Origin of the sequence: Streptomyces sp. NPDC093085 (assembly GCF_040683935.1) — a bacterium.
Taxonomy (GTDB): domain Bacteria; phylum Actinomycetota; class Actinomycetes; order Streptomycetales; family Streptomycetaceae; genus Streptomyces.
The window spans coordinates 128315-148829 of record NZ_JBFBFB010000008.1 but is presented as its reverse complement, the minus strand read 5'-3'; the positions used below and the strand labels follow the sequence as shown (position 1 = coordinate 148829).

Annotated in this window: 13 protein-coding genes; 9 read left to right on the top strand and 4 right to left on the bottom strand. The window is 73.1% G+C overall.

Annotated elements, in window-relative coordinates:
• The first annotated feature begins 280 nt into the window (after positions 1-280).
• From AB0O07_RS22730 to AB0O07_RS22715, 4 genes are all read left to right on the top strand, one after another.
• A complete protein-coding gene (locus tag AB0O07_RS22730) occupies positions 281-1081 on the top strand; it encodes an ABC-2 family transporter protein (RefSeq protein ID WP_365636023.1) in 801 nt (266 codons plus the stop codon).
• 139 nt (positions 1082-1220) lie between these two features.
• Positions 1221-2066, top strand: coding sequence for an ABC transporter permease (locus tag AB0O07_RS22725; protein ID WP_365636243.1), 846 nt, complete (start codon positions 1221-1223; stop codon positions 2064-2066).
• Between the two features lie 48 nt (positions 2067-2114).
• Positions 2115-3107: an ATP-binding cassette domain-containing protein gene (locus AB0O07_RS22720; RefSeq protein ID WP_365636021.1), complete on the top strand. Its 993-nt coding sequence runs from the start codon at positions 2115-2117 to the stop codon at positions 3105-3107.
• 31 nt (positions 3108-3138) lie between these two features.
• A complete protein-coding gene (locus AB0O07_RS22715) occupies positions 3139-3867 on the top strand; it encodes a DUF1707 domain-containing protein (protein WP_365636020.1) in 729 nt (242 codons plus the stop codon).
• 103 nt (positions 3868-3970) lie between these two features.
• Here the strand turns inward: AB0O07_RS22715 and AB0O07_RS22710 are convergent, their stop codons facing one another.
• Positions 3971-5338, bottom strand: coding sequence for an SGNH/GDSL hydrolase family protein (locus tag AB0O07_RS22710; protein WP_365636018.1), 1368 nt, complete (start codon positions 5336-5338; stop codon positions 3971-3973).
• A 241-nt stretch (positions 5339-5579) separates the two neighbouring features.
• Between AB0O07_RS22710 and AB0O07_RS22705 the strand changes: the two genes are divergently transcribed.
• A complete protein-coding gene (locus AB0O07_RS22705) occupies positions 5580-7073 on the top strand; it encodes a DUF445 domain-containing protein (protein WP_365636016.1) in 1494 nt (497 codons plus the stop codon).
• Between the two features lie 267 nt (positions 7074-7340).
• Here the strand turns inward: AB0O07_RS22705 and AB0O07_RS22700 are convergent, their stop codons facing one another.
• Positions 7341-8105 (bottom strand): ABC transporter ATP-binding protein, encoded by a 765-nt coding sequence (locus AB0O07_RS22700; RefSeq protein WP_365636014.1) that lies wholly within the window; start codon positions 8103-8105, stop codon positions 7341-7343.
• Between the two features lie 207 nt (positions 8106-8312).
• Between AB0O07_RS22700 and AB0O07_RS22695 the strand changes: the two genes are divergently transcribed.
• The 4 genes from AB0O07_RS22695 (at position 8313) to AB0O07_RS22680 (ending at position 17496) form a co-directional block, all read left to right on the top strand.
• Entirely contained in the window at positions 8313-12077 is a 3765-nt protein-coding gene (locus AB0O07_RS22695; protein ID WP_365636012.1) for an ABC transporter permease, read from the top strand.
• 100 nt (positions 12078-12177) lie between these two features.
• Positions 12178-15198, top strand: a complete 3021-nt coding sequence (locus AB0O07_RS22690) for an FtsX-like permease family protein (protein ID WP_365636011.1) — start codon at positions 12178-12180, stop codon at positions 15196-15198.
• The gene (locus AB0O07_RS22685) at positions 15195-16214 is read left to right on the top strand and encodes an ABC transporter ATP-binding protein (protein ID WP_365636009.1); all 1020 of its coding nucleotides are present in this window, start codon (positions 15195-15197) and stop codon (positions 16212-16214) included. The genes AB0O07_RS22690 and AB0O07_RS22685 overlap by 4 nt, the downstream gene beginning before the upstream one ends.
• An 82-nt stretch (positions 16215-16296) precedes the next feature.
• On the top strand, positions 16297-17496 hold the full coding sequence (locus AB0O07_RS22680; protein WP_365636007.1) for a hypothetical protein: 1200 nt from the start codon (positions 16297-16299) through the stop codon (positions 17494-17496).
• 23 nt (positions 17497-17519) lie between these two features.
• Here the strand turns inward: AB0O07_RS22680 and AB0O07_RS22675 are convergent, their stop codons facing one another.
• The gene (locus AB0O07_RS22675; RefSeq protein ID WP_365636005.1) at positions 17520-18620 is read right to left on the bottom strand and encodes a hypothetical protein; all 1101 of its coding nucleotides are present in this window, start codon (positions 18618-18620) and stop codon (positions 17520-17522) included.
• On the bottom strand, positions 18617-20509 hold the full coding sequence (gene drmB, locus AB0O07_RS22670; RefSeq protein ID WP_365636003.1) for a DrmB family protein: 1893 nt from the start codon (positions 20507-20509) through the stop codon (positions 18617-18619). The genes AB0O07_RS22675 and drmB overlap by 4 nt, the downstream gene beginning before the upstream one ends.
• Positions 20510-20515: the final 6 nt, after the last annotated feature.

Sequence of the window (20515 nt, the reverse complement as noted above, 5' to 3'; positions counted from 1 at the left end):
AGGTTGACTCTCCGGCATAACGGTGTCGTATCAGTCCATTCGTCGCGCAGGCGTAAGAATCGCTGCGCACGCCTATGAAACACGTCAGAACGGCAGGTGGTTCCGGTGATTCCGCTCGATTGGTGACCCGCGTCACGTTCTGGCCCGCGGTGACCGGACCTGGCCGGGCGGTGGGAAATCGCTCGCGGCGGCCGAGGGCCCCGTACTAGGCTCGTGCGCTTTGGTGCCGGGGTGGTGCCGGGGCCGGGCCGAGGGAGGGTACGTGGAGGGAAGGGCCCCAGTGCGGCTCTACTGGGCGGTCGCCGTGGGCGGGTTCCGGCGGTACGCGACGTACCGTATGGCCACCGCCGCGGGGGTGTTCACCAACACCGTCTTCGGTTTCATCATCGCGTACACCTACATCGCGCTCTGGGACCAGCGGCCCCAGCTCGGCGGGTACGACCTCTCCCAGGCCGTCACCTTCGTCTGGCTCGGCCAGGCGCTGCTGATGACCTGCTCCATGATGGGCGGCGGCTTCGAGGACGAGCTGATCGAGCGCATCCGCACCGGCGACATCGCCGTCGACCTCTACCGCCCCGCCGACCTCCAGCTCTGGTGGCTCGCCGGGGACCTCGGCCGCGCCGCCTTCCACCTGGTCGGACGGGGCATCGCGCCGATGGCGGTCGGCTCGCTCGTCTTCGAGCTGACGATGCCGGGCTCGCCGCTGGTCTGGGTGGCGTTCCTGGCCTCCGTGACGCTGGGCGTCGTGGTCAGCTTCGCGGTCCGCTATCTCGTGGCGCTCTCCGCGTTCTGGACGATGGACGGCACGGGCGTGGCCCAGATCGCCTTCCTGGCGGGGACCTTCTTCTCCGGGCTGCTCCTCCCGCTCACCGTCTTCCCGGGCGCGCTGGGCGAGATCGCGCGGGCGCTCCCGTGGGCGTCGCTCCTCCAGATCCCGGCCGATGTCTTCCTGGGGCGGCGGACGGGGTGGGGCCTGGTGGAGGCGTACGCGTTCCAGGCGTCCTGGGCGGCGGCGCTGCTGGCGACGGGGCGGCTGCTCCAGGGTGTGGCTACGCGGAGGGTGGTGGTCCAGGGTGGCTGAGGAGACGGGTGTGACGGGGGCACGGAGTGAGTCCCGGGCGGGGGCCGAGTCCCGGGAGCAGGCGGCGGAGTCCCCGGCGGGGGCCGAGCCTCGGGCGGGGGCCGGGGCGGGGACGGCGTTCCGGCCGGATCCGGGTGCGGTGGCGGAGGTACGGGTTCCGCGGGCCTCGCGTGCGGCGGCGCTGCGGGACGGGCTGCGCGCGTACCGGCTGATCTGCGTCATGTGGATCCGCTCCACGATGACGTACCGCGCCTCCTTCGCGATGACCGCCTTCGGGAACTTCGCCGTCAGCGCCTTCGACTTCCTGGCGATCCTGATGATGTTCTCGCACGTGGACGCCCTGGGCGGCTACACCCTCCCCGAGATCGCCTTCCTGTACGGGACCTGCGCCGCCTCCTTCGGCCTCACCGAACTCTTCCTGGGCCCGGTGGCCCGGCTCGGTTCGCGGGTCCGCGACGGCACGTTCGACACGCTGCTGGTACGGCCGGTCCCGGTGCTGGCGCAGGTCGCGGCGGACCGGTTCGCGCTGCGCAGGATCGGCCGGGTGGTGCAGTCGCTGCTGATCCTCGGGTACGCGCTCACCGTGCTGGACATCGACTGGACGGCGACGCGGGTCCTGATGGTGCCGGTGATGGTGGTCAGCGGGGCGGCGATCTTCGCGGCGGTCTTCGTGGTGGGCGCGGCGTTCCAGTTCTGGGCGCAGGACGCCACGGAGGTGCAGAACTCGTTCACGTACGGCGGCGCGACGCTCCTCCAGTACCCGCCGACGGTCTTCGCGAAGGACCTGGTGCGCGGGGTGACCTTCGTGGTGCCGCTGGCCTGGGTCAACTGGATCCCGGCGCTGTACGTACTGGACCGGCCCAACCCCCTGGGGCTCCCGCAGGAGCTGGCGTTCCTGCCGCCGGTGGTGGCGTGCGCGTGCTGCGCGCTGGCGGCGCCGGCCTGGCGGGCGGGGCTGCGGGCGTACCGGAGTACGGGGAGTTAGGGGCGGACCATGGGCGACAGTCACGGAGAGGGAGAGGGAGAGGGAGGCATGGACGGCGACGGCTTCATCGAACTGGACGGCCTGGAGAAGGTTTTCGAGGTCCGCCGCAGGACCGGGCTCCTGCGCCGCGAGAAGCGCGAGGTCCGCGCCGTGGACGGCATCAGCTTCCGGGTGGGGCGCGGCGAGATGGTCGGCTACATCGGCCCGAACGGCGCCGGGAAGTCCACCACCATCAAGATGCTGACCGGCATCCTCACCCCCAGCGGCGGCCGGCTGCGGGTCGCCGGCATCGACCCGTCGCGCGAGCGGACCCGGCTCGCGCACCGGATCGGCGTCGTCTTCGGGCAGCGGACCACGCTCTGGTGGGACCTGCCGCTGATCGACTCGTACCGGCTGATGCACCGCATGTACCGGGTCCCGGAGGCCCGCTTCCGGACCAACCTGGAGCGGTGCGTGGAACTGCTCGACCTGGGCGACCTGCTGGACGTACCGGTACGGCAGCTCTCCCTCGGCCAGCGGATGCGCGGCGACATCGCGGCGGCGCTCCTCCACGACCCCGAGGTGCTCTATCTGGACGAGCCGACGATCGGCCTCGACGTGGTCTCCAAGGCGAAGGTACGGGGGTTCCTGCGCGACCTGAACGCGGAGCGCGCCACGACGGTGCTGCTGACCACCCACGACCTCACCGACATCGAGCAGCTCTGCCGCCGCGTCATGGTCATCGACCACGGCCGGCTGCTCTACGACGGCGACCTGGCGGGGCTGCACACGGTGGGCGGGAGCGAGCGGACCCTCGTCGTCGACCTGGAGCGCGAACTCCCCCCGATCGACGTGGAGTCGATGGGCCCGTCCGCGTCGGCGGGGGCCCGGGTGGTACGGGTGGAGGGGCCCCGGCAGTGGCTGGCGTTCCCGTCGACGGAGTCGGCGGCGCCACTGGTCGCGCGGATCGCCGCGGCGTACCCGCTGGTGGATCTCTCGGTGCGGGAGCCGGACATCGAATCCGTCATCGCCACGATGTACGCGGGTCGTTCAGCCGTGTGACGTGGTACTCACAGGTGACTACTCTTCTGCCATGACGAGTGAAAGCCCTGAGACGCGCGCCTCCGACACCGAGCGGGAGCAGGTGGCGGAGCGGCTCCGTGAGGCGATGGCCGAGGGCCGCCTCACGATGGAGGAGTTCGACGAGCGCCTCGGGGCGGCCTACCAGGCCCGTACCCACGGGGAGTTGGTCCCCCTCGTACGCGACCTGCCCGCGCCCGGTAGCACGGCGGACCTGGCCCGTACGGGGACCTCTTCGTCCGCCGTACCGGCCGGGGACACCGCGCCGGGCCGCTGGGCCGACCGCGTGGGCCGGGGCCCGGCCACCTCCAAGGGCGCGTTCGCGTTCTGGGGCGGCTTCCGGCGCAGGGGTACGTGGACGGTGGGCCGGAAGTTCACGGCGGTGGTCTTCCAGGCGGGCGGCGAGATCGACCTGCGCGAGGCGCGCTTCGAGGACCGCGACGCGGTGATCCGCTGCGTCACCATCATGGGCGGCGTCCACGTCACCGCCCCGCCGGACATGCAGGTCGAGGTCAGGGGCTTCGGCCTGATGGGCGGCTTCGGCGAGACGGACGACAAGGAGACCCCGGTGAGCCCGGGTTCGCCGCGTGTGATCGTCACCGGCTTCGCGCTGATGGGCGGGGTCGGGGTGGAGCGGAAGCTCCGGGAGGAGGAGCGGCGCAGGCTCAAGGAGGAGCGCAAGCGCCAGAAGCTGGAGAAGCGCGCGGGCGACGACGGCCGGGGCCGCAAGGAACTGGGCTGAGGGGGCTGGGGGAACGGGGCGGAGGCCCCCGGTCCACCCCCGGTTCGCTTTCCGGTCCGCCCTCCCGGTTCGCCCTGGTCCGCCCCGGTCCGCCCCCGGTCCGTCACAGCTTCGCGGGCACCTTCGCTTCCAGCAGGGCCAGGTCGAGGGCGTTGCCCATGGCCCGGTACCCCGCGTCGCTCGGGTGGAGGCCGTCACCGCAGTCGTAGGACGGGCGGATGCGGTGGGGGGCGTACGGGTCCCGGACCGCCTGGTCGAAGTCGACGACGTCGTCGAAGACACCGCCCGCCCGGATCTCCGCGTTGACCTGGTTCCGTACGGACTCGGTGATCATGTTGTAGCCCCGGTGGGCGCCGAACGGGGTCAGGGTCGAGCCGATGACCCGGAGGCCGCGCGTGTGGGCCTGGCGGGTCAGTTCCCGCAGGCCGGCGGTGATCTTCTCCGGGTCGCGTTCCGCGCCGCGCAGGATGTCGTTGACGCCGAGGTCGATCACGACGGTCCGTACCCCCGCGCGCTCCAGCACATCGCGCGGGAAGCGGTCGATGCCGCTGGCACCCTTACGGGTCGCGACGGAGTCCGCCAGCACCCGGTTGCCGCCGATGCCCGCGTTGACCACGCCGACATGCCGTTCGCGCAGGCGCCCGGCGAGGATGTCGGGCCAGCGGTGGTTGAGGTCCGTACGGGAGCCGACGCCGTCGGTGATCGAGTCGCCGAAGGCGACCACCGCGCCCCGCGCCTCCCGGTTCTGTACGTCGACGGCGGTCACATAGCGCCAGGCCCTGGTGGGCTCGGTGTAGGGGGCGCCGGTGGTGTCCGCCGTACGGTCGCCGTCGGCGAAGTAGGAGGTCTGGAGGGCGTACGGGTGGTAGGTGACGGGCCCGCCCGCGACCGGTGTGTAGAGCGAGACCAGCAGGTCACCGCCGTACGGCAGGCGCAGGGCCACCGGGTCGCTGATGACCTGGCCGCCCGGCGGAACGGTCACCTCCGGGCGCCCGGAGAAGGTGAGCCGCCGCAGACTGCCGGGGCGCGCGCCCGGCCCCTCGGCGCCCACGGCGACGGACGCCGAGCCGATGAACAGGGCCTCGGTGCCGTAGAGGTTGGAGAACGTGACGCGGGCGCTGGTGCCGCCGATGCTGGTGTGCACGACGTTACGGATGGTACGACCCGGATAACCCTGAGGCGCACCCTCCTCGACCCCTACGGGGGCGGTGGCCCAGGTCGCGGTCCAGGCGTCGGCGGAGGCGGGCGCGGCCCGGCCGGGGGGCGGGGTGGTGGCGGAACTCTCACCGGTCGAGCCGGTGCGGTCCGTGGGGCTCGTGGGGCTCGTGGGGCTTGTGGCGCCCTTCGCGTCGTCGGAGCCCGGCCCCGAGCCGGGAGCCAGCAGGGCGAACCCCCCGAATATCGCGGCGCAGACCAGCGCCGCCACTGCTATCAGCCCCCCGAGCAGGGCAAAACCGCGGTGTCTGTTCATGGCCCCCGAATCCCCTCACCACTGCGTACAGAGCAATCATCCGGCATCGCGGGGGAACTCGCCGGGCGCCCCGGGAGTAGCCGAGGAAGGAGAATGTGTAGAAGTGGAGCCTCGGCGCGGTCCGCGAGGCGTGCCGAACCTGCCAGGTGTGCGAGGTGCGCCAGGTGTACGAGGTGCGCCGGGCGTACGAGGCGTACAAGGTGTGCGCGGCGCAAGAGGTTACGGGGAACAGGTGGAGTGGATGGGACGTACGGATCCGGAGAGGCCGGCCGAGAGGGCGCCGGCTCCGGCCACGCGGGGAGAGCTGCCGTCGGGCCCCGGGGCGGAGAACGGCCGGGGCTCGGGCCGCGACCCCGGTGACGGCGTCGGGTCCGGGTCCGGCTCGGGGGCTCGTTCCGGGTCGGGGCCCGGTGACGGCGTCGGGTCCGGCTCCGGCCCCGGTGGGGGCGCCCGGCGGCGGTCGACGTTGCCCGGGTTCTCGTACACCGCCGCCGACGAGGAGAAGCAGCGCGGCGTCCGCCGGATGAAGACCACGGCCACCGCGCTGCTCGTCCTGGTCGCCCTGATCTTCGTTCTGGCCACCTGGGCGAAGAACTCCGGCGCGGGCCCCTGGGCCGGTTACGTGGCCGCCGCCGCCGAGGCCGGCATGGTGGGCGCCCTGGCCGACTGGTTCGCGGTGACCGCCCTCTTCCGCCACCCGCTCGGCCTGCCCATCCCGCACACCGCGATCATCCCGCACAAGAAGGACCAGCTCGGCGCCACGCTGGGCGCCTTCGTCGGGGAGAACTTCCTCTCCGACAACGTCGTACGGACGCGGCTGCGTGCCCTCGGCATCGGCGGCCGGCTCGGCGCCTGGCTCGCCCACCCCGACCATGCCGACCGGGTCACCGCCGAACTCTCCACCGCGCTCCGAGGCGCCCTCACCGTGCTCCGCGACGCGGACGTACAGGCGGTCGTCGGCGAGGCGATCACCCGCCGCGCGGACGCCGCCGAGATCGCGCCGGGCATCGGCAAGACGCTGGACAAGGTCGTCGCGGACGGCGCCCACCACCGGGCCGTCGACCTGATCTGCGCGCGGGCGCACGACTGGCTGGTGGCCCACGGCGACTCGGTCATGGACGCGGTCCAGGGCGGCGCGCCGGGATGGACCCCCCGGTTCGTGGACCGGCGGATCGGCGACCGGGTCTACAAGGAGCTGGTGCGCTTCGTCACCGAGATGCGCGACATGCCCTCGCACCCGGCGCGCGGCGCGATCGACCGCTTCCTGCGCGACTTCGCCGCCGACCTCCAGTCGGACACGGAGACCAGGGCGCGGGTCGAGCGGCTCAAGTCGGAGCTGCTGGCCCGGCCCGAGGTGCAGGACATCATCGCCTCGGCATGGGCCTCCGTACGGGCCATGATCATCTCGGCCGCGGAGGACGAGCGCAGCGAGCTGCGGCTGCGGGCGCGCGCCTCACTGCTCTCGCTCGGCGGCAGGCTGGTCACGGACGACCGGCTCCAGGAGAAGGTGGACGGCTGGCTCGAAGACGCGGCGGGGTACCTGGTCGCCACGTACCGGGGGGAGATCACCTCGCTGATCTCGGACACGGTCGCGAGCTGGGACGCCGCCGACACCTCGCGGAAGATCGAGGCGAACATCGGCCGGGACCTCCAGTTCATCCGGATCAACGGCACGGTGGTCGGCGCGCTGGCCGGTCTGCTCATCTATACGGTGTCGCACGCGCTGGGCGCGTAGGGCGTCGGGACGGTACGGAGCGGAGGGGTACGGAGGGGCAGAGCGGTACGGAGTGGGGCGGAGCGGTACGGGCCCGGAAAGATTGCTGGGCGCGTGTACCGGACCCTGTCGTCCGTTCACGCGCCCAGCCACCATGGGGGAGTTGCCATGGAGTACGGGGCCGGGCGCCGGGGTGTTCAACGCTCCCGAAAAAACTTTTCTCCGGTGATCCGATGAGGCCGCCAGCGGCGGTCGGGGGCGGTCGGGGGGAGGGGCCGTCAGTGGCGGTCAGGCGGTCTCCGTTTCGACGATCCGGCCGTCGCTCAGCTCCACCACCCGGTCCGCCAGATCGAGCAGTTGCGGGTCGTGCGTGGCGACCAGCGCGGTCGTGCCCTCGCTCCGTACGACCGTGCGGAGCAGCTCCATCACCGCGAACCCGGTCTCCGCGTCCAACTGGGCCGTCGGCTCGTCGGCGATCAGCAGGGCGGGCCGGTTGGCGAGCGCGCGGGCCAGGGCGACGCGCTGCTGCTGGCCGCCGGAGAGTTCGCCGGGGCGCTGGGCGGCGTGGTCGGTGAGGCCGACGAGGGCGAGCAGCAGCGCCACCCGCTCGTCGCGCTCGCGCGGGTCGGCGCCGCGCAGCCGCAGCGGAACGCCGACGTTCTCGGCGGCGGTGAGCAGCGGGATCAGACCGAAGGACTGGAAGACGAAGCCGACGCGGTCGCGGCGGAGTTCGAGCAGTTCGCGCTCGCCGAGGTCCGCGAGGTCGGTGCCGTCGACCACGACCCGGCCCTGGTCCGGGGTGTCCAGCCCGCCGATCAGATGGAGCAGGGTGGTCTTCCCGGCCCCGGAACGCCCCTTGACCGCGACGAGTTCGCCCCGGGCGACTTCGAGGGAGGCGCCGCGCAGGGCATGGACCGCGAGGGCGCTCGTACCGGCGGCCCGGCTGGTTCCCCGGCCGCCGGCCCGGCGGGTGGTGGCGCCGCCGCTGCCGCCGTACGAGCGGTGCAGGTTCTCGGCCCGCACCATCACCTGACCTTCGATGGGTTCGGTCATGAGCGCATCCCCCGTGCTGTGATTGCCGTTCCGGTCACCGTATGTGGGGGTACCGGGGGGTAGGCAATGGTTGGGTTATCTGTTTGGCTGAGTGGAGATCGACGGGGAGACCCCTAGGGGGGAAGAAACCCTTAAGGGGAACAGCCCCTCGGGGGAAGCCGGCGCGGGGCGTCGGAGCAGGGGTTTTCGGGGGAAGTCGGGGGAAGTGTGACGGGGTTCGTCCTGCTGCGCGCGGCCGGGCATCGGCTGCTGCTGGCCGCCGCGCTGCTCGCGGTCGCGCTGACCACCTGTGTCCTCGCCGCCCTGACCGCGTTCTCCGCCTCCGTCGGGGACACCGCGCTCCGCGAGACCCTGCGCGGCGGGGACGCCGCCTCCGCCGTCCTCGTCGTCAGCGCGGACGTACCGGGGCAGGGAACGGGACAGCGGCCGGGCCCCGGAGCGGGGCAGGGGCGGGACGCGGCGGAGGCGGCCGTACGGAAGGCGGCGCGCGAGGCGTACGACGGGCTGCCCGTGACCGTACGGAGGCTGGAGCGCTCGGGCCCCTACGCGCTGCCCGCCTCCCTCCGGCCCGCCTCGGAGTCCGTCTCGGCGGCCGTCTCCGCACCCGGCTCCCCGTCCGCTCCGGGTGCGGAGGAGAAGCCGGACCTCACCCACTTCGCCGCGCTGGACCGTTCCCGTATCACCCTGGTCGCGGGCGCGTGGCCCACCCCTAGGGGTACCGCTGCCGGACCCGGCTCCGGACCCGACTCCGCAACCGACTCCGCAACCGACTCCACAGCCGGCTCCGGCCCCCTCCCGGTGGCGCTGCCCGAAGAGGCCGCCCGGCGGCTGGAGTTGGCGCCCGGCGCGCGCTTCACCCTCACCGACCGGCTCTCCGACGCCCGGCGGACGGTCCTCGTCACCGGCACCTACCGGGCCACCGACCCCGACGACCCCTACTGGCGGCTGGACGCCCTCGGCGGGCGCGGCGTCACCGAGGGCGGCTTCACCACGTACGGCCCGCTGCTCACCGACGCGGCCGAACTCGCCGCCGGTGACCTCTCCCGCGCCGCCACCGGCTGGCTGGCCGCCGCCGACTTCCGTACGGTCACCACCGACCGGATCGACGCGCTGCGCACGGCCTCCACCGAGGTCCCGGAACGGCTCCGCGCCGACCCCGCACTCGGCGGCTCGGCGAGCGCGACCACCGCGCTGCCCGCCCTGCTCGACCGGACCGAACGGGCGCTCCTGGTCTCCCGGTCCACGCTGCTGATCGTCGCGCTCCAGCTCCTGCTGCTCGCCGGGTGCACGCTGCTGATGGTGGCCCGCTCGCTCGGTACGGAGCGCGCGGGCGAGACCGAGCTGCTGCGGGCGCGCGGGGCCTCCCGCGCCCGCCTCGCCGGACTCGCCGCCACCGAGGCGCTGCTGCTGGCGCTCCCGGCGGCCCTCTGCGCCGCGCTGCTCGCCGCCCCGCTGACGGCGCTGCTCGCCCGCTCGACGGCCACCACGGCGGGAGCAGGTGGGGCAGGTGGGGCAGACGGGGCGAGCGAGGCCGTCTGGCCCGGTGGCTGGCCAGGGTGGCCGGTGTGGCTGGTGTCAGGGGCGGTCGCGCTGGGGTGCGCGGCGCTGGTGGTGGTGCCGACCCTCCGCCGGGCGGCCGGTGACCCCGAGACCCCCGGCCCTGACAGGGCCTCCGGGGCCTCCGGGTCCGGCCGGGGCTCCGGGGTTTCCCGTACGGGGGAGAGGAACGGGACCCGGGGCCGGGGCGCCGCGCTGCCCGGACCCGTAAGGGCCGGGGCGGATCTCGCGCTGCTGCTCGTCGCGGCCCTGGCCTACTGGCAGTTGGACCAGCGGACCGGCGGCGGGGAGGGGGCCGGCACCGGGGTGCTCGGCAGCGACCGCGCGGGCCGCCTGGGCATCGACCCGTTCCTCGTCGCGGCCCCCGCGCTCGCCCTGCTCGCCGGTACGGTGCTCACCCTGCGCCTGCTGCCGCCCCTGGCCGGGCTCGCCGAACGCCGCGCAGCCCGGGGCCGTGGCCTCCCCGGCGCGCTCGCCGCCCACCGCCTCGCCCGCCGTTCGCTGCGCGGCGCCGGGCCCGCGCTGCTGCTGGTCCTGGCCGTGGCCACGGGCCTGCTCGCGATCGGCCAGAGCGCGTCATGGGACCGGTCCCAGCGCGACCAGGCCGACTTCGCGACCGGCGCCTCGGTCCGCGTCCTCGACGCCAGGCCCGCCGAACCGGGGCAGGCCGGCCGCTACGCCACCCTGCCGGGGGTACGCCAGGCGGCCCCCGCGCACCGTACGGAGACCAGCCTCTCGGGCGGCCGGACGGCGACCGTACTCGCCCTGGACACGGCGCACGCGGAGGAACGGATGCTGGCCCGCCCCGACCTGCTGGACGGCGATCCGGAGAACCTGACGGCCGGGCTGGCACCGGGGAAAGCGGCCGACCGTACCGGAGCAGGACCCGGAAACGGACCAGGAACCGGACCGGGAAACGGAGCCGGAAGCGGAGCCGGAAACGGAATCACCCTGCCGGACGGGGCGCGCGCGCTGACCCTGGATGTACGGATGACGACGGTACGGGGGCCAGGGGCGCCCCCGGCCTCGCCCTCCGCCCCCACCCTCCTCGTGGTGGTCGAGGACCGGTACGGCATCCCGTACCGCCTCAGCGCCGGCCAGCTCCCCGCCGACGGCCGCCCGCACCGCGCCACCGTCGCCCTCGACCTCACCGCTTCGAACGCCCGCAGCGCGCCGGCCGGACCGCTCCGGGTGACGGGGCTGCGGCTCGGCGGTACGGCCCCGGGCCAGGACCAGGAGCCCGAGCGGCACCGTCTCACGGTCGAGCGGTTGGCCACCGGCGACGGCGATGTGGTCCCCGTACCGGACGGGTTGCGCTGGCGGGGCGGCGTCACGGTGCAGGAGTCCGCCGCGCCCGGCGCGCCGACCGCCCTCGCCCCGGCCGCGTCCGCCACGGCGCCGCTCACCGTCACGTACAGCACGGGACATGCGCAGAACGGCGGCACCGCCCGCTTCACCGTCCGGCTCGATGTCGCGGGCGCGGCGCCACCGGCTCGTACGACGGGTGTCCCCGCGGTGGCCACCGACGCCTTCCTGCGGGCCACCGGGGCCGCGCGCGGGGACGACGTGGACGTGACGCTGGCGGGGGAGCAGATACGGGTGACGGTCGTACGGACCGTACGCGAACTGCCCACAACCGGAACGGCGATCGGAACATCAACCGGAACATCGGCCGGAGGGGTAGCCGGAGCGGCAACCGGAACATCAACCAGACCAGCGGCCGGAACCCCGGGCGAGTCCGCGCGCACCGACGGCGGTGCCCTCCTCGTCGACCTGAAGGCCGCCAACGCCGCGCTCGCCGCCCGCACCGCCCGGAGCTACGCGGGCGACGCCTCCCTGGCGCCCAACGAGTGGTGGCTGAGCACCGCACCCGGCGCCGCCGCCCAGGTCGCCGCCGCCCTCCGCGACCGTTCCGGCGGGGCGGCGCCCGCGCAGGTGCTCGTACGGGAGGAGACGGCGGCCGGGCTGCTCGCCGACCCGCTCGGCGACGGGCCGCGCGCGGCGCTGCTCGCCGTCGCGCGGACCGCCGCCGCGCTCGCCGCCGTGGGGTTCGCGGTCGCCACGGCCGGCGCGCTGCGCGAGCGGGGCGCCGAACTCGCCGTCCTGCGCGCCCTCGGAGCGCCCCGCCGCGGCCTCGCCCGGCTGGTCGCGACGGAACAGGGGGTGCTGATCGGGATCGGCCTCGCCGTCGGCGCGGCGCTCGGGGTGGCGCTGGCGCGGGCGCTCGTACCGCTGACCGTACTGACGGCCGGGGCGACCCGGCCCCGCCCGCCCGTGCTCGTGGAGCTCCCGCCCGGGCAGGTGGCGCTCTTCCTCCTGGCCGTCGCGGCCGTGCCCCTGCTGCTCACCGCCCTCCTCGCCGCCCGGCGCGGCACCGGCCTGGCGGCCGCCCTCCGCCACCAGGGGGACCACTGACATGACGAGCAGACCAACCCTTAAGGGCCTTGAGGGGCTTAAGGGTCTTACGGGTATCCGCCCCCGCAGGACCCGTACGGGTACCCGCACCCCCCGCCCCGTGGCCCCCTGGGTGCGTACCCGGCTCCGTACCGCCCCCGGGACGGCCGTGGCCCTCGCCGTGCTGGTCCTGTTCACGGCCTTCCTCGCCGCCGCGTTCCCCCGGGCGGTCGACGCTTCCGGGACCGACGGGCTGCGGCGCGAGATCGCCGGGGCGCCCGCGTCCGGCACCGTACTCCAGCTCACGGCGCCGCTGTCGGGGGTGGAGACCCCGGAATCAGCCCTGGTGGAGGCCGTACGCCCCGATGCGCTCGGCGAACTGCACCGGCGGGCCGCGGCGCGCGTCGGGGAGCAACTGCCCTTGGACCGGGGCGAGTCGGCGTACGGCGTCCGTACCGGCGAGTCGCTGACCGCCACGGACCCCGGGCTGCCGAGCCCGGACGGGCTCCCGCCCCGGTTCACGCCGTTCACCCAGAACGCGCTGGGCGCCCACGCCACCGTACGGAGCGGACGCCTGCCCTCCGCCGCACCGGCGACGGACGCCGGGACCGGGGAGGCCGAGGCGGCCGGGGAGACCGAGGAGGTCGAGGCGGCGGTCACCACCGACACCGCCCGGGTACTCCGGCTCCGTACCGGCTCCGTACTCCACCTCCACGACCCCTACGGGACCCCGGCCCTCACCGTAAGGGTCACCGGGGTCGTCGAACCCCATGACCCCGAGGGGAGTTACTGGTCCGCCGAGACGCTGCTGCGCACCCCCGGGCAGAGCGCGGACGCGTCCAAGCCGCCGAAGTTCCGCTGGGAGGCGGGGCTGTTGCTGGCGCCCGGGGCCGCGCCCGCCCTCCTCGGCGTCCAGGCCGGGCCGCAGGCGTACTGGCGATTCGCCCCGGACGCAGGGCAGTTGACGGCATCGGACGCACCCGAACTGAGCCGGGGGATCGCGTCGTTCGAAACCGGCACGGGGCTGCTGCGGCTGCGGGAGATCGCGGGCGGCTACGCGACGGTGGAGACCGGCCTGGGGAAGATCGTCGCCGGACATGTCGCGACGAGCGGCGAGATCGGGCGGGTCGTCATGGTCGCGGCCGTCGGCACGGGCGCGGTCGCCGCCGTCGTCCTCGTGATGGCCGCTGGCCTGCTCGCGGCGGGCCGCGCCGCCGAACTCGCCCTGCTCCGCTCGCGCGGCGGCTCGCTCGCCGCCATCGGCGGGCGGCTGCTCGCCGAGACGGCGGTGATCGCCCTGCCCGCCGCCGGAGCCGGACTGCTGCTGGCGGTGGTCACCGTACGCGCGCCCGGCGGCGAAACGACTCTGCGGCCCGCCGTGTACGCGGCGATCGCGGTGGCCCTGCTGACCTGCGCGGCCTTCCCGCTGCGGGCGGTCGCGCCACTGCGCGGGGTACGGGCGTACGGGGGCGGGGCGTACGGGGCCGGAAGCGGCGGGTCCGGTGGCCGGGACGACCTGGCGACGGCCCGCCCGAGCCGCCGCCGTACGGTGGCCGAACTGACCCTGCTGGTCCTGGCGGCGGCCTCGGTGGAGACGCTGCGCCGCAGGGGCACCGGGACGGGCACGGCCGACCCCCTCCTCCTCGCCGCCCCGGTCCTGGTGGCCCTGATGGCCGCGCTGCTCCTCGTACGCCTCTACCCCCTGCCCCTGCGGTACGCGGCGCGCCCCGTGGCGCGGCTGCGCGGGGCGGTCGGCTTCCTGGCGCTGGCGCGCGCGGGCCGGGCGTCCGCCGCGACGACCGCGCTCCCGCTGCTGGCGCTGCTCATCGCGCTGACGACGGCGGCGTTCGGCGGCTCGGTCCTGGCCGGCATCACCGAGGCCCGCGACCGGGCCGCGCTGCTGGCGGTCGGCGCGGACGCCAGGATCACCGTCCCGGGCGCTGTGGCCGGACTGCCGGCGGGCGCGGCGGAGGCGGTGGGCGCGGTGGACGGCGTACAGGAGGTGACACCGATACGGGGCGACCAGACTGCCCGCCCGGAGGGCGAGGGCAAGGCGTTCCCCCTGATAGGCGTCGACCCGGCCGCGTACGCCCGACTGGCGGCGAGACTGGACCTGGGGGCGTTCCCGGCGGAAACCTTGACGGGCGGCCCGGTACGGGAAGGGACCCCTGAAGGGGAAGGTGACCCCGTACGGGGAGGGGGCCCCGTAAGGGATGGAGCCCCTGACGGGGAAGGTGACCCCGTAGGGGAAGGGGGCCCCGTAAGGGAAGGGACCCCCCTACCGGAAGTGACCCCCGTAAGGGAAGGGACCCCCCTACAGGAAGGGACCCCCCTACGGGAAGGCACCCCCCGGACGAAGACCGGGCAAGGGCCGGAGGTCCTCAACGCGGTGGCATCCCCCTCCGTGGCGGAGCGGCTGGGCGCCGGGGAGCACCGGATCGCCTCGGCGGTGGGGGAGATCACCGTACGGGTCACGGCGGTCCGCGCCCACACCCCGGCCGCACCCCGCTCCGACTTCCTCCTGGTGGACGCGGCAGCCCTGACACCGGGCCCGCCGACCGGACTCCTGGTCACCGGCGAGCACCTGAGCGGCAAGGAACTGCGCGCCGCGATCGGCGGAACGCACCCTCCGGAGGTGACCGTACGGAGCGAGGAGCGGGCGGCGTTCACCGCATCCCCCCTCCAGGCGGGCGCGGAGCGCGTCTACGCGGCGGCGGTGGCGGCGGGCGCGGCGTACGCGGCCCTCACCCTCCTCCTCGCCCTCCTGCACGCCGCCCCCGAACGCACCGCCCTCCTCGCCCGGCTCCGCGCCATGGGCCTCACCACCCGCCAGGGCCGCCTGCTCCTCACCCTGGAGACCCTGCCGCAGGCCCTGCTGGCGGCGGGCGGCGGCATCCTGGTGGGGTGGGCGACCGTCCGGCTGCTGGGCCCCGGCGTAGACCTGGCCCAACTGGCTCTCCCGCACGACGGGTTGGCGCAGACGGCACCGGAGGCGGGCGTACCGCTGCATACGGACGGCCGGTCCCTGCTGCTGCCGGCGGCCGGGGTGCTGCTCCTGGCGGGGGCGGTGGCGGCGGGACAGGCGTGGTGGGCGGGGCGACGCGGAACGGTCACGGAGCTGAGAGCAGGAGAGACAAGATGACAGAAGACCGGGCATTCCCTCCTCCCCCCACCCTCACCGACCTGGAACGGCGGGCGACGACCCACCGGGACCGCCCCGCGTACGGCCACGACGCCCTGATCACCTGCGACCGCCTGGTGCGGGTCTTCACCACGGACGGGGTGGAGGTGCAGGCGCTGCAAGGGCTGGACCTGACGGTCCAGGAGGGCGAGTTGATGGCGCTGGTGGGCGCGTCGGGCAGCGGCAAGTCGACCCTGATGAACATCCTCGCGGGCCAGGACGTCCCCACGGCGGGCGCGGCCCGGGTGGCGGGCCGGGACCTGCTGACGATGGACGCGAGGGCGCGGCTGGAGTACCGCAGGGAGGTCGTCGGCTTCGTATGGCAGCAGACGGCACGGAACCTCCTGCCGTACCTGACGGCGGCGCAGAACGTAGCGCTGCCCATGCAGCTGAGAGGAAAGGCGCCCCGCCGGGGCACGACGAGCGGCGGCGCCGCGAGGAAGCCGGCCTCGAAGGCGGACCGGACCACCGCCCTCCTGTCGATGCTGGAGATAACCGGGTGCGCGGACCGCCGCCCGCACCAGCTCTCCGGGGGCCAGCAGCAGAGAGTGGCCATCGCGGTGGCGCTGGCGAACGAGCCGTCCGTACTCCTCGCCGACGAACCGACCGGCGAACTGGACTCGGCGACGGGCGAGCAGGTCTTCGCGGCGTTCCGCCGGGCCAACGAGGAACTGGGCACGACCATCGTGATCGTCACGCACGACCAGGCGGTGGAGAACGAGGTCCGCCGCACGGTGGCGATACGCGACGGCCGCACGTCGTCCGAGGTCCTGCGCCGTACGGAGATCGACGCGGACGGCCAGGAGTCGGTGGTGGCCAGGGAGTTCGCGATGCTGGACCGGGCGGGCAGACTCCAGCTCCCGGCGGAGTACACGGCGGCGCTGGGGATGGAGCAGAGGGTGATGCTGGAGCTGGAGCAGACACATATAGAGGTATGGCCGGACGGCAGAGAGAGCCCCGACGGCAAGCACTCGTGACGCCCTGATGTCCGATTGGCGTACACACGCCACCTTAGGTCACGCAGGGTAACGAAGGGCAGGGTGTGGGCATACACCCCCCATGCCCACCAACCAAGATCACCCCCAGCCCGCCGAGAACCCCTTCAGCAAGAAGACACGCCGAAGAACAACCCCCACCACCCTCACCCTCCTCCCCAAGGCACAGGACAGCCTGATAACGACAACCCGCCTGGCCGAGCTGGGCGTATCGGCGGCGACGGTCAGGCGCCGCTGCCGTCCCGGAGGCCAGTGGCAGCGCGTCCTGCCCCGGGTGGTCCTGCTCCAGACGGGCCCGCCGAGCGCACGCCAGCGCCTGCGCGCGGCGCTGCTGAACGCGGGTGAGGGGGCGATGCTCACCGGCCTGGCCGCGCTGGGCCTGTACGGAGTCAGGGCAGCGGGCCGGTCGGGCAGCCCCGGCCCGGTGGACGTCCTGGTGACGGGGGGACGCCGGCCGCAGAACACCTCCTTCGTCCGTATCCGCACCACCCGAAGGCCCGTCTCCGTACTCCCCGTACAACGCCTGCCCTGCGCGAGGCTCCCCCGGGCGGTGGCCGACGCGGTCCCGCACCTGAGGAGCGGCCCCGAGGTCACGGCCCTGCTGACCGAGGTGGTCCAGCGAGGCCGCTGCACCCTCCCGGACCTCAGAACGGAGTTACGTATCACGCGCGCCCTGAGAAACCCCCGGGTCACCGAGACACTGGAAGGCCTGACCGCAGGCGTCCGCTCGGTCGAGGAGGCCGAGGCCCGCCACCTCCTCCGCGACGCCGGCATCCCCGACCCGCTCTGGAACGAGCCCCTCTTCTACCCCGACGGCACCTTCCTGGCCCGCCCGGACGCCCACTGGCCCGAGGTATCGGTGGTCCTGGAGATCGACTCAAGACAGTGGCACCTGAGCCCCGGCGACTGGGAACGCACCATGACCCGCCGCAACCTCATGACCAGCCAGGGCTACCTGGTCCTGTCCGTATCCCCCACCCAACTCCGCGCCGACCCCCGGTCATTCCTCACCCTGCTCCACACCACCCTGACCAGAGCAAAAAACCACCCCCCACCCACAACAACCGCCACCCCTTCCCCGCACCCCACCCCACGCCGTCGAGGAACCCCTTCCCGTCCCAGAACGACGGGCCGAACCTCGGTGACGCGCTCCCGAGCCCGCTCGGCAGGGAGTTCCCCACCCACCCGCATGGACACCAACTCCCCCCGACGCACCCCGCACTCCACGACCCGCCACGAATCCGCCGCCTCGGGTGGTGACTGACCCGGCGGCCGTTCCCGGGCGGCTCACATGGCGCGTCGGGCCAGCAACGACTCCGGGAGGTGCTCGACGATGGCCGGCTCCTGGGGGCCCCGGTACGCGAAGTAGAGGTCCTCGCGGGCTCGCGTGCAGAGCATGAAGAAGCGGAGGCGGGCCTCCATTCCGGTCGGGTCCTCCGTGTACGCGTCCAGGTCCGGGACGAAGACGCTGTCGAACTCCAGGCCCTTCACACTGGCGGAGTTCACGACCAGGATCGACGGCCTGGAGAAGTCGACGGCGTTCCGGTAGCGATCTCCGGACGTGTATGCCTGGGTGTGCTTGGCGAGCTTGAGTTCTGTCAGTGCCCGCTGGATGTCCCGCAGTACTTGATGCGATCTGCCGATGATTCCGATGCTCCGCTCGGGATGCGCGCGGAAATAATGGGAGACCCCGCTGACGAAAGGCTTCAGCGAGGGAACCTTCAGGATCGTCGGTGCACGCCCCTCACGCGTCGGTGGGACGACCGCCTTCCCGTTTTCCGTGTGGAATTCCGATGCCAGGGTCGCGATCTCCCGTGTGTTCCGGTGGTTCTCGCGCAGCACGAGCGGATCGTCGTCCACGGCGAGGGCTCGGCAGATCTCGGACAGGGTGCTCTGGGCGTCGTCGATGCGCTGGTTCTCGTCGGCGTACACCGTGACACCGGCGCCGACGATCCGGCACCACTGGTAGAAGGCGGCGGGGAGCTTCTGGCCCTCGTCGATCACCAGATGCGCGACCGACTTGAAGCCCCGCATGATGCAGTGCCGCTGCATCTCGATCCAGTCGTAGTCGAATCCATCCTCGTCGGTGCTCGGCGGTTCGGTATCGAAGTGCCGGCTCCAGAACCACCTGACCCACCGATGGTAGGTGGTGACCTTGATCGCCTCGGTGAGCTCCGGTGCGACTTGGGCGAGGTACTGATGGAGCGGATTGGAGTGCGTGAAGAGATGGACGTCGCGACCGGTCACCGCCATCGCCCACGCGCGGTAGACCGCCATCACGGTCTTTCCGGACCCGGTCGCACCGGTGACGACATGGTTCCCGTGGAAGGGAAGATCGATCACGGCCTGTTGCTCTGTTCTCAGATCCAGCAGGGAGGGAATACTCATGGCAGCTCGACGGCGCCGGCCGATTCTTCGAGAGCGGTCCGGATGACGCCCCGGAAGAATCCCGGAACCTCGTCGTCGCCGATCAACAGGGTTCGGTCCAGCAGGGAGTTGTCGACCTCGCAGCAGGTCTCGGGAAGGAGCGTGCACGCATGGCAGGCGGCGCGGTTGAGGTTCGCCAACGACCTGCCTGTCGAGTCGGCGCACAGCGGGTCCTGCGAACACCACTGAGCGGATTCGAGCAGCCTGATCAGAGTCTCGGCGAGGTTGGGGGGCTGCCCTTGGCGCACGAGCCCGCCCAATGTCCCTTCCGCGTCCCCCGCGGCCGTGTAGACGAACACTCCGGCCTGGGGCGGCAGCTCGCTTCCCGGGGCGTGACTGCGGGCGTAGACACGTTCTCGTAGTGAAGCCGCGTTGTATCCGCTGTCGTAGGAGAGTTGGCGGATGAAGTGATGGGCCAGGGTGTGCAGCATCACGAAACGAGGGAGGAGTGCGGGCCCCGTCTTCTCCCGGAGACGCTCGGCCTTGTAGGAGGCGCCCAGATTGCGCTCGATGCGTTCCGTCCAGGTGCGCACCGCCGGAAGCCGCTCCCAGGTGCTCAGGCGTGCCTCGTCGACGGCGATGAAGATTCCTTCGCCGTAGGTCTCCACCGCAGGCAGCCACTGGGGGCGAGCACGTGTGTCGACCGATACGACACGTCCGCCTTCGGTCTCCTCGCCGTCGCCGGAGTCGGGCTCGTACCGGGTGAACCCTTCGAGCGCGCGCACCTCGCGCACCCGGTCGGCGACGACCACCGCGGAGATGTCCGCGGCCAGTTTCCGCATCGACTCGGGATGGTCGTGATCGATTCCCAGCCGGGTCCGACGTACGGAGAACGTATCCGAGTTGGCCACGGATCCCGGTACGGAGAGAGCTGTCCATTCCGCGATGCTCAGGTCGTCGTCCGAGTGATCCGGGGACGACGTCGCCTCGGCCTCCTCGGTCCGGCGGCGTCGCAGCGCTTCCACGAACTGCTCCGGAACCTTGCACTCCGAGGCGATGATCTTCCTGAAGTGATCGGTGATCGGACTGTCGCCCTCGGCGACGTAGTGCGGCCAGAAGCGGTGGGCGACGACATTCCCGGTCGCTTCTTCGTCCCCGGTGAGACCTGTGGGTTCGGGGATGTCGAGCGCCGAGTGGGTGATCGGGAAGTAGACGTTCGAGGCACCGCGCTGCACTGCCTGTGGCGTTTCCTCGCAGGAGTCCGCCTCATCGGTCCCGGATTGCCAGGGGTGGGTTCCCGGGCAGGGGAGGCCCATCTTCTGAAGGATGTTCTTCTGACTGATCCCCGCCAGGTTGCGCCCGGCGTGACAGACGGAGCAGACGACGCGCAGGGCGTCGAGCCCGGAGGACTGGGGCGTGGTGACGAACCGGAGCCGGTTCACCTGGCATTGGCGCTGCTCATGGCTCTCACTCCTGGAGTGGGCCCATCGGCGCCAGTCGATGTCGGCCATGTGGCCGGCCCTGCACACCTGGATGAAACGCATCGGGGCCAGCGTCGACTTTCCCGGGCATCGCCCGCACGTCGGCTGTTTGTCCTTCGTCTCGCGATGGGTGACCCAGAGCTGCATCTCTCGGCACTTCGGGCAGAAGAGCCACTTGGGGAACCGTACGTAGGAAGGCCCGATGCGGGTTGCTTGGGCGGCCTTCCCGGAGGGGATGACCGGGGCCGAGCGGAACTGCGCGACCCGCAATTTTCTTGCGAGCCGGGGCGACTCCACCAGCTCCGCGCTCCCCGGCCACCCTCTGATGTCGCCGGCGACGAACGATTCGCCGCGGAGGTCGAGGATCCCCCCGACACCGAAGGGGACAATGGTCTGAGCCCTGCGGACCTTCCGCCGAATGTTTCCCACTGCTGC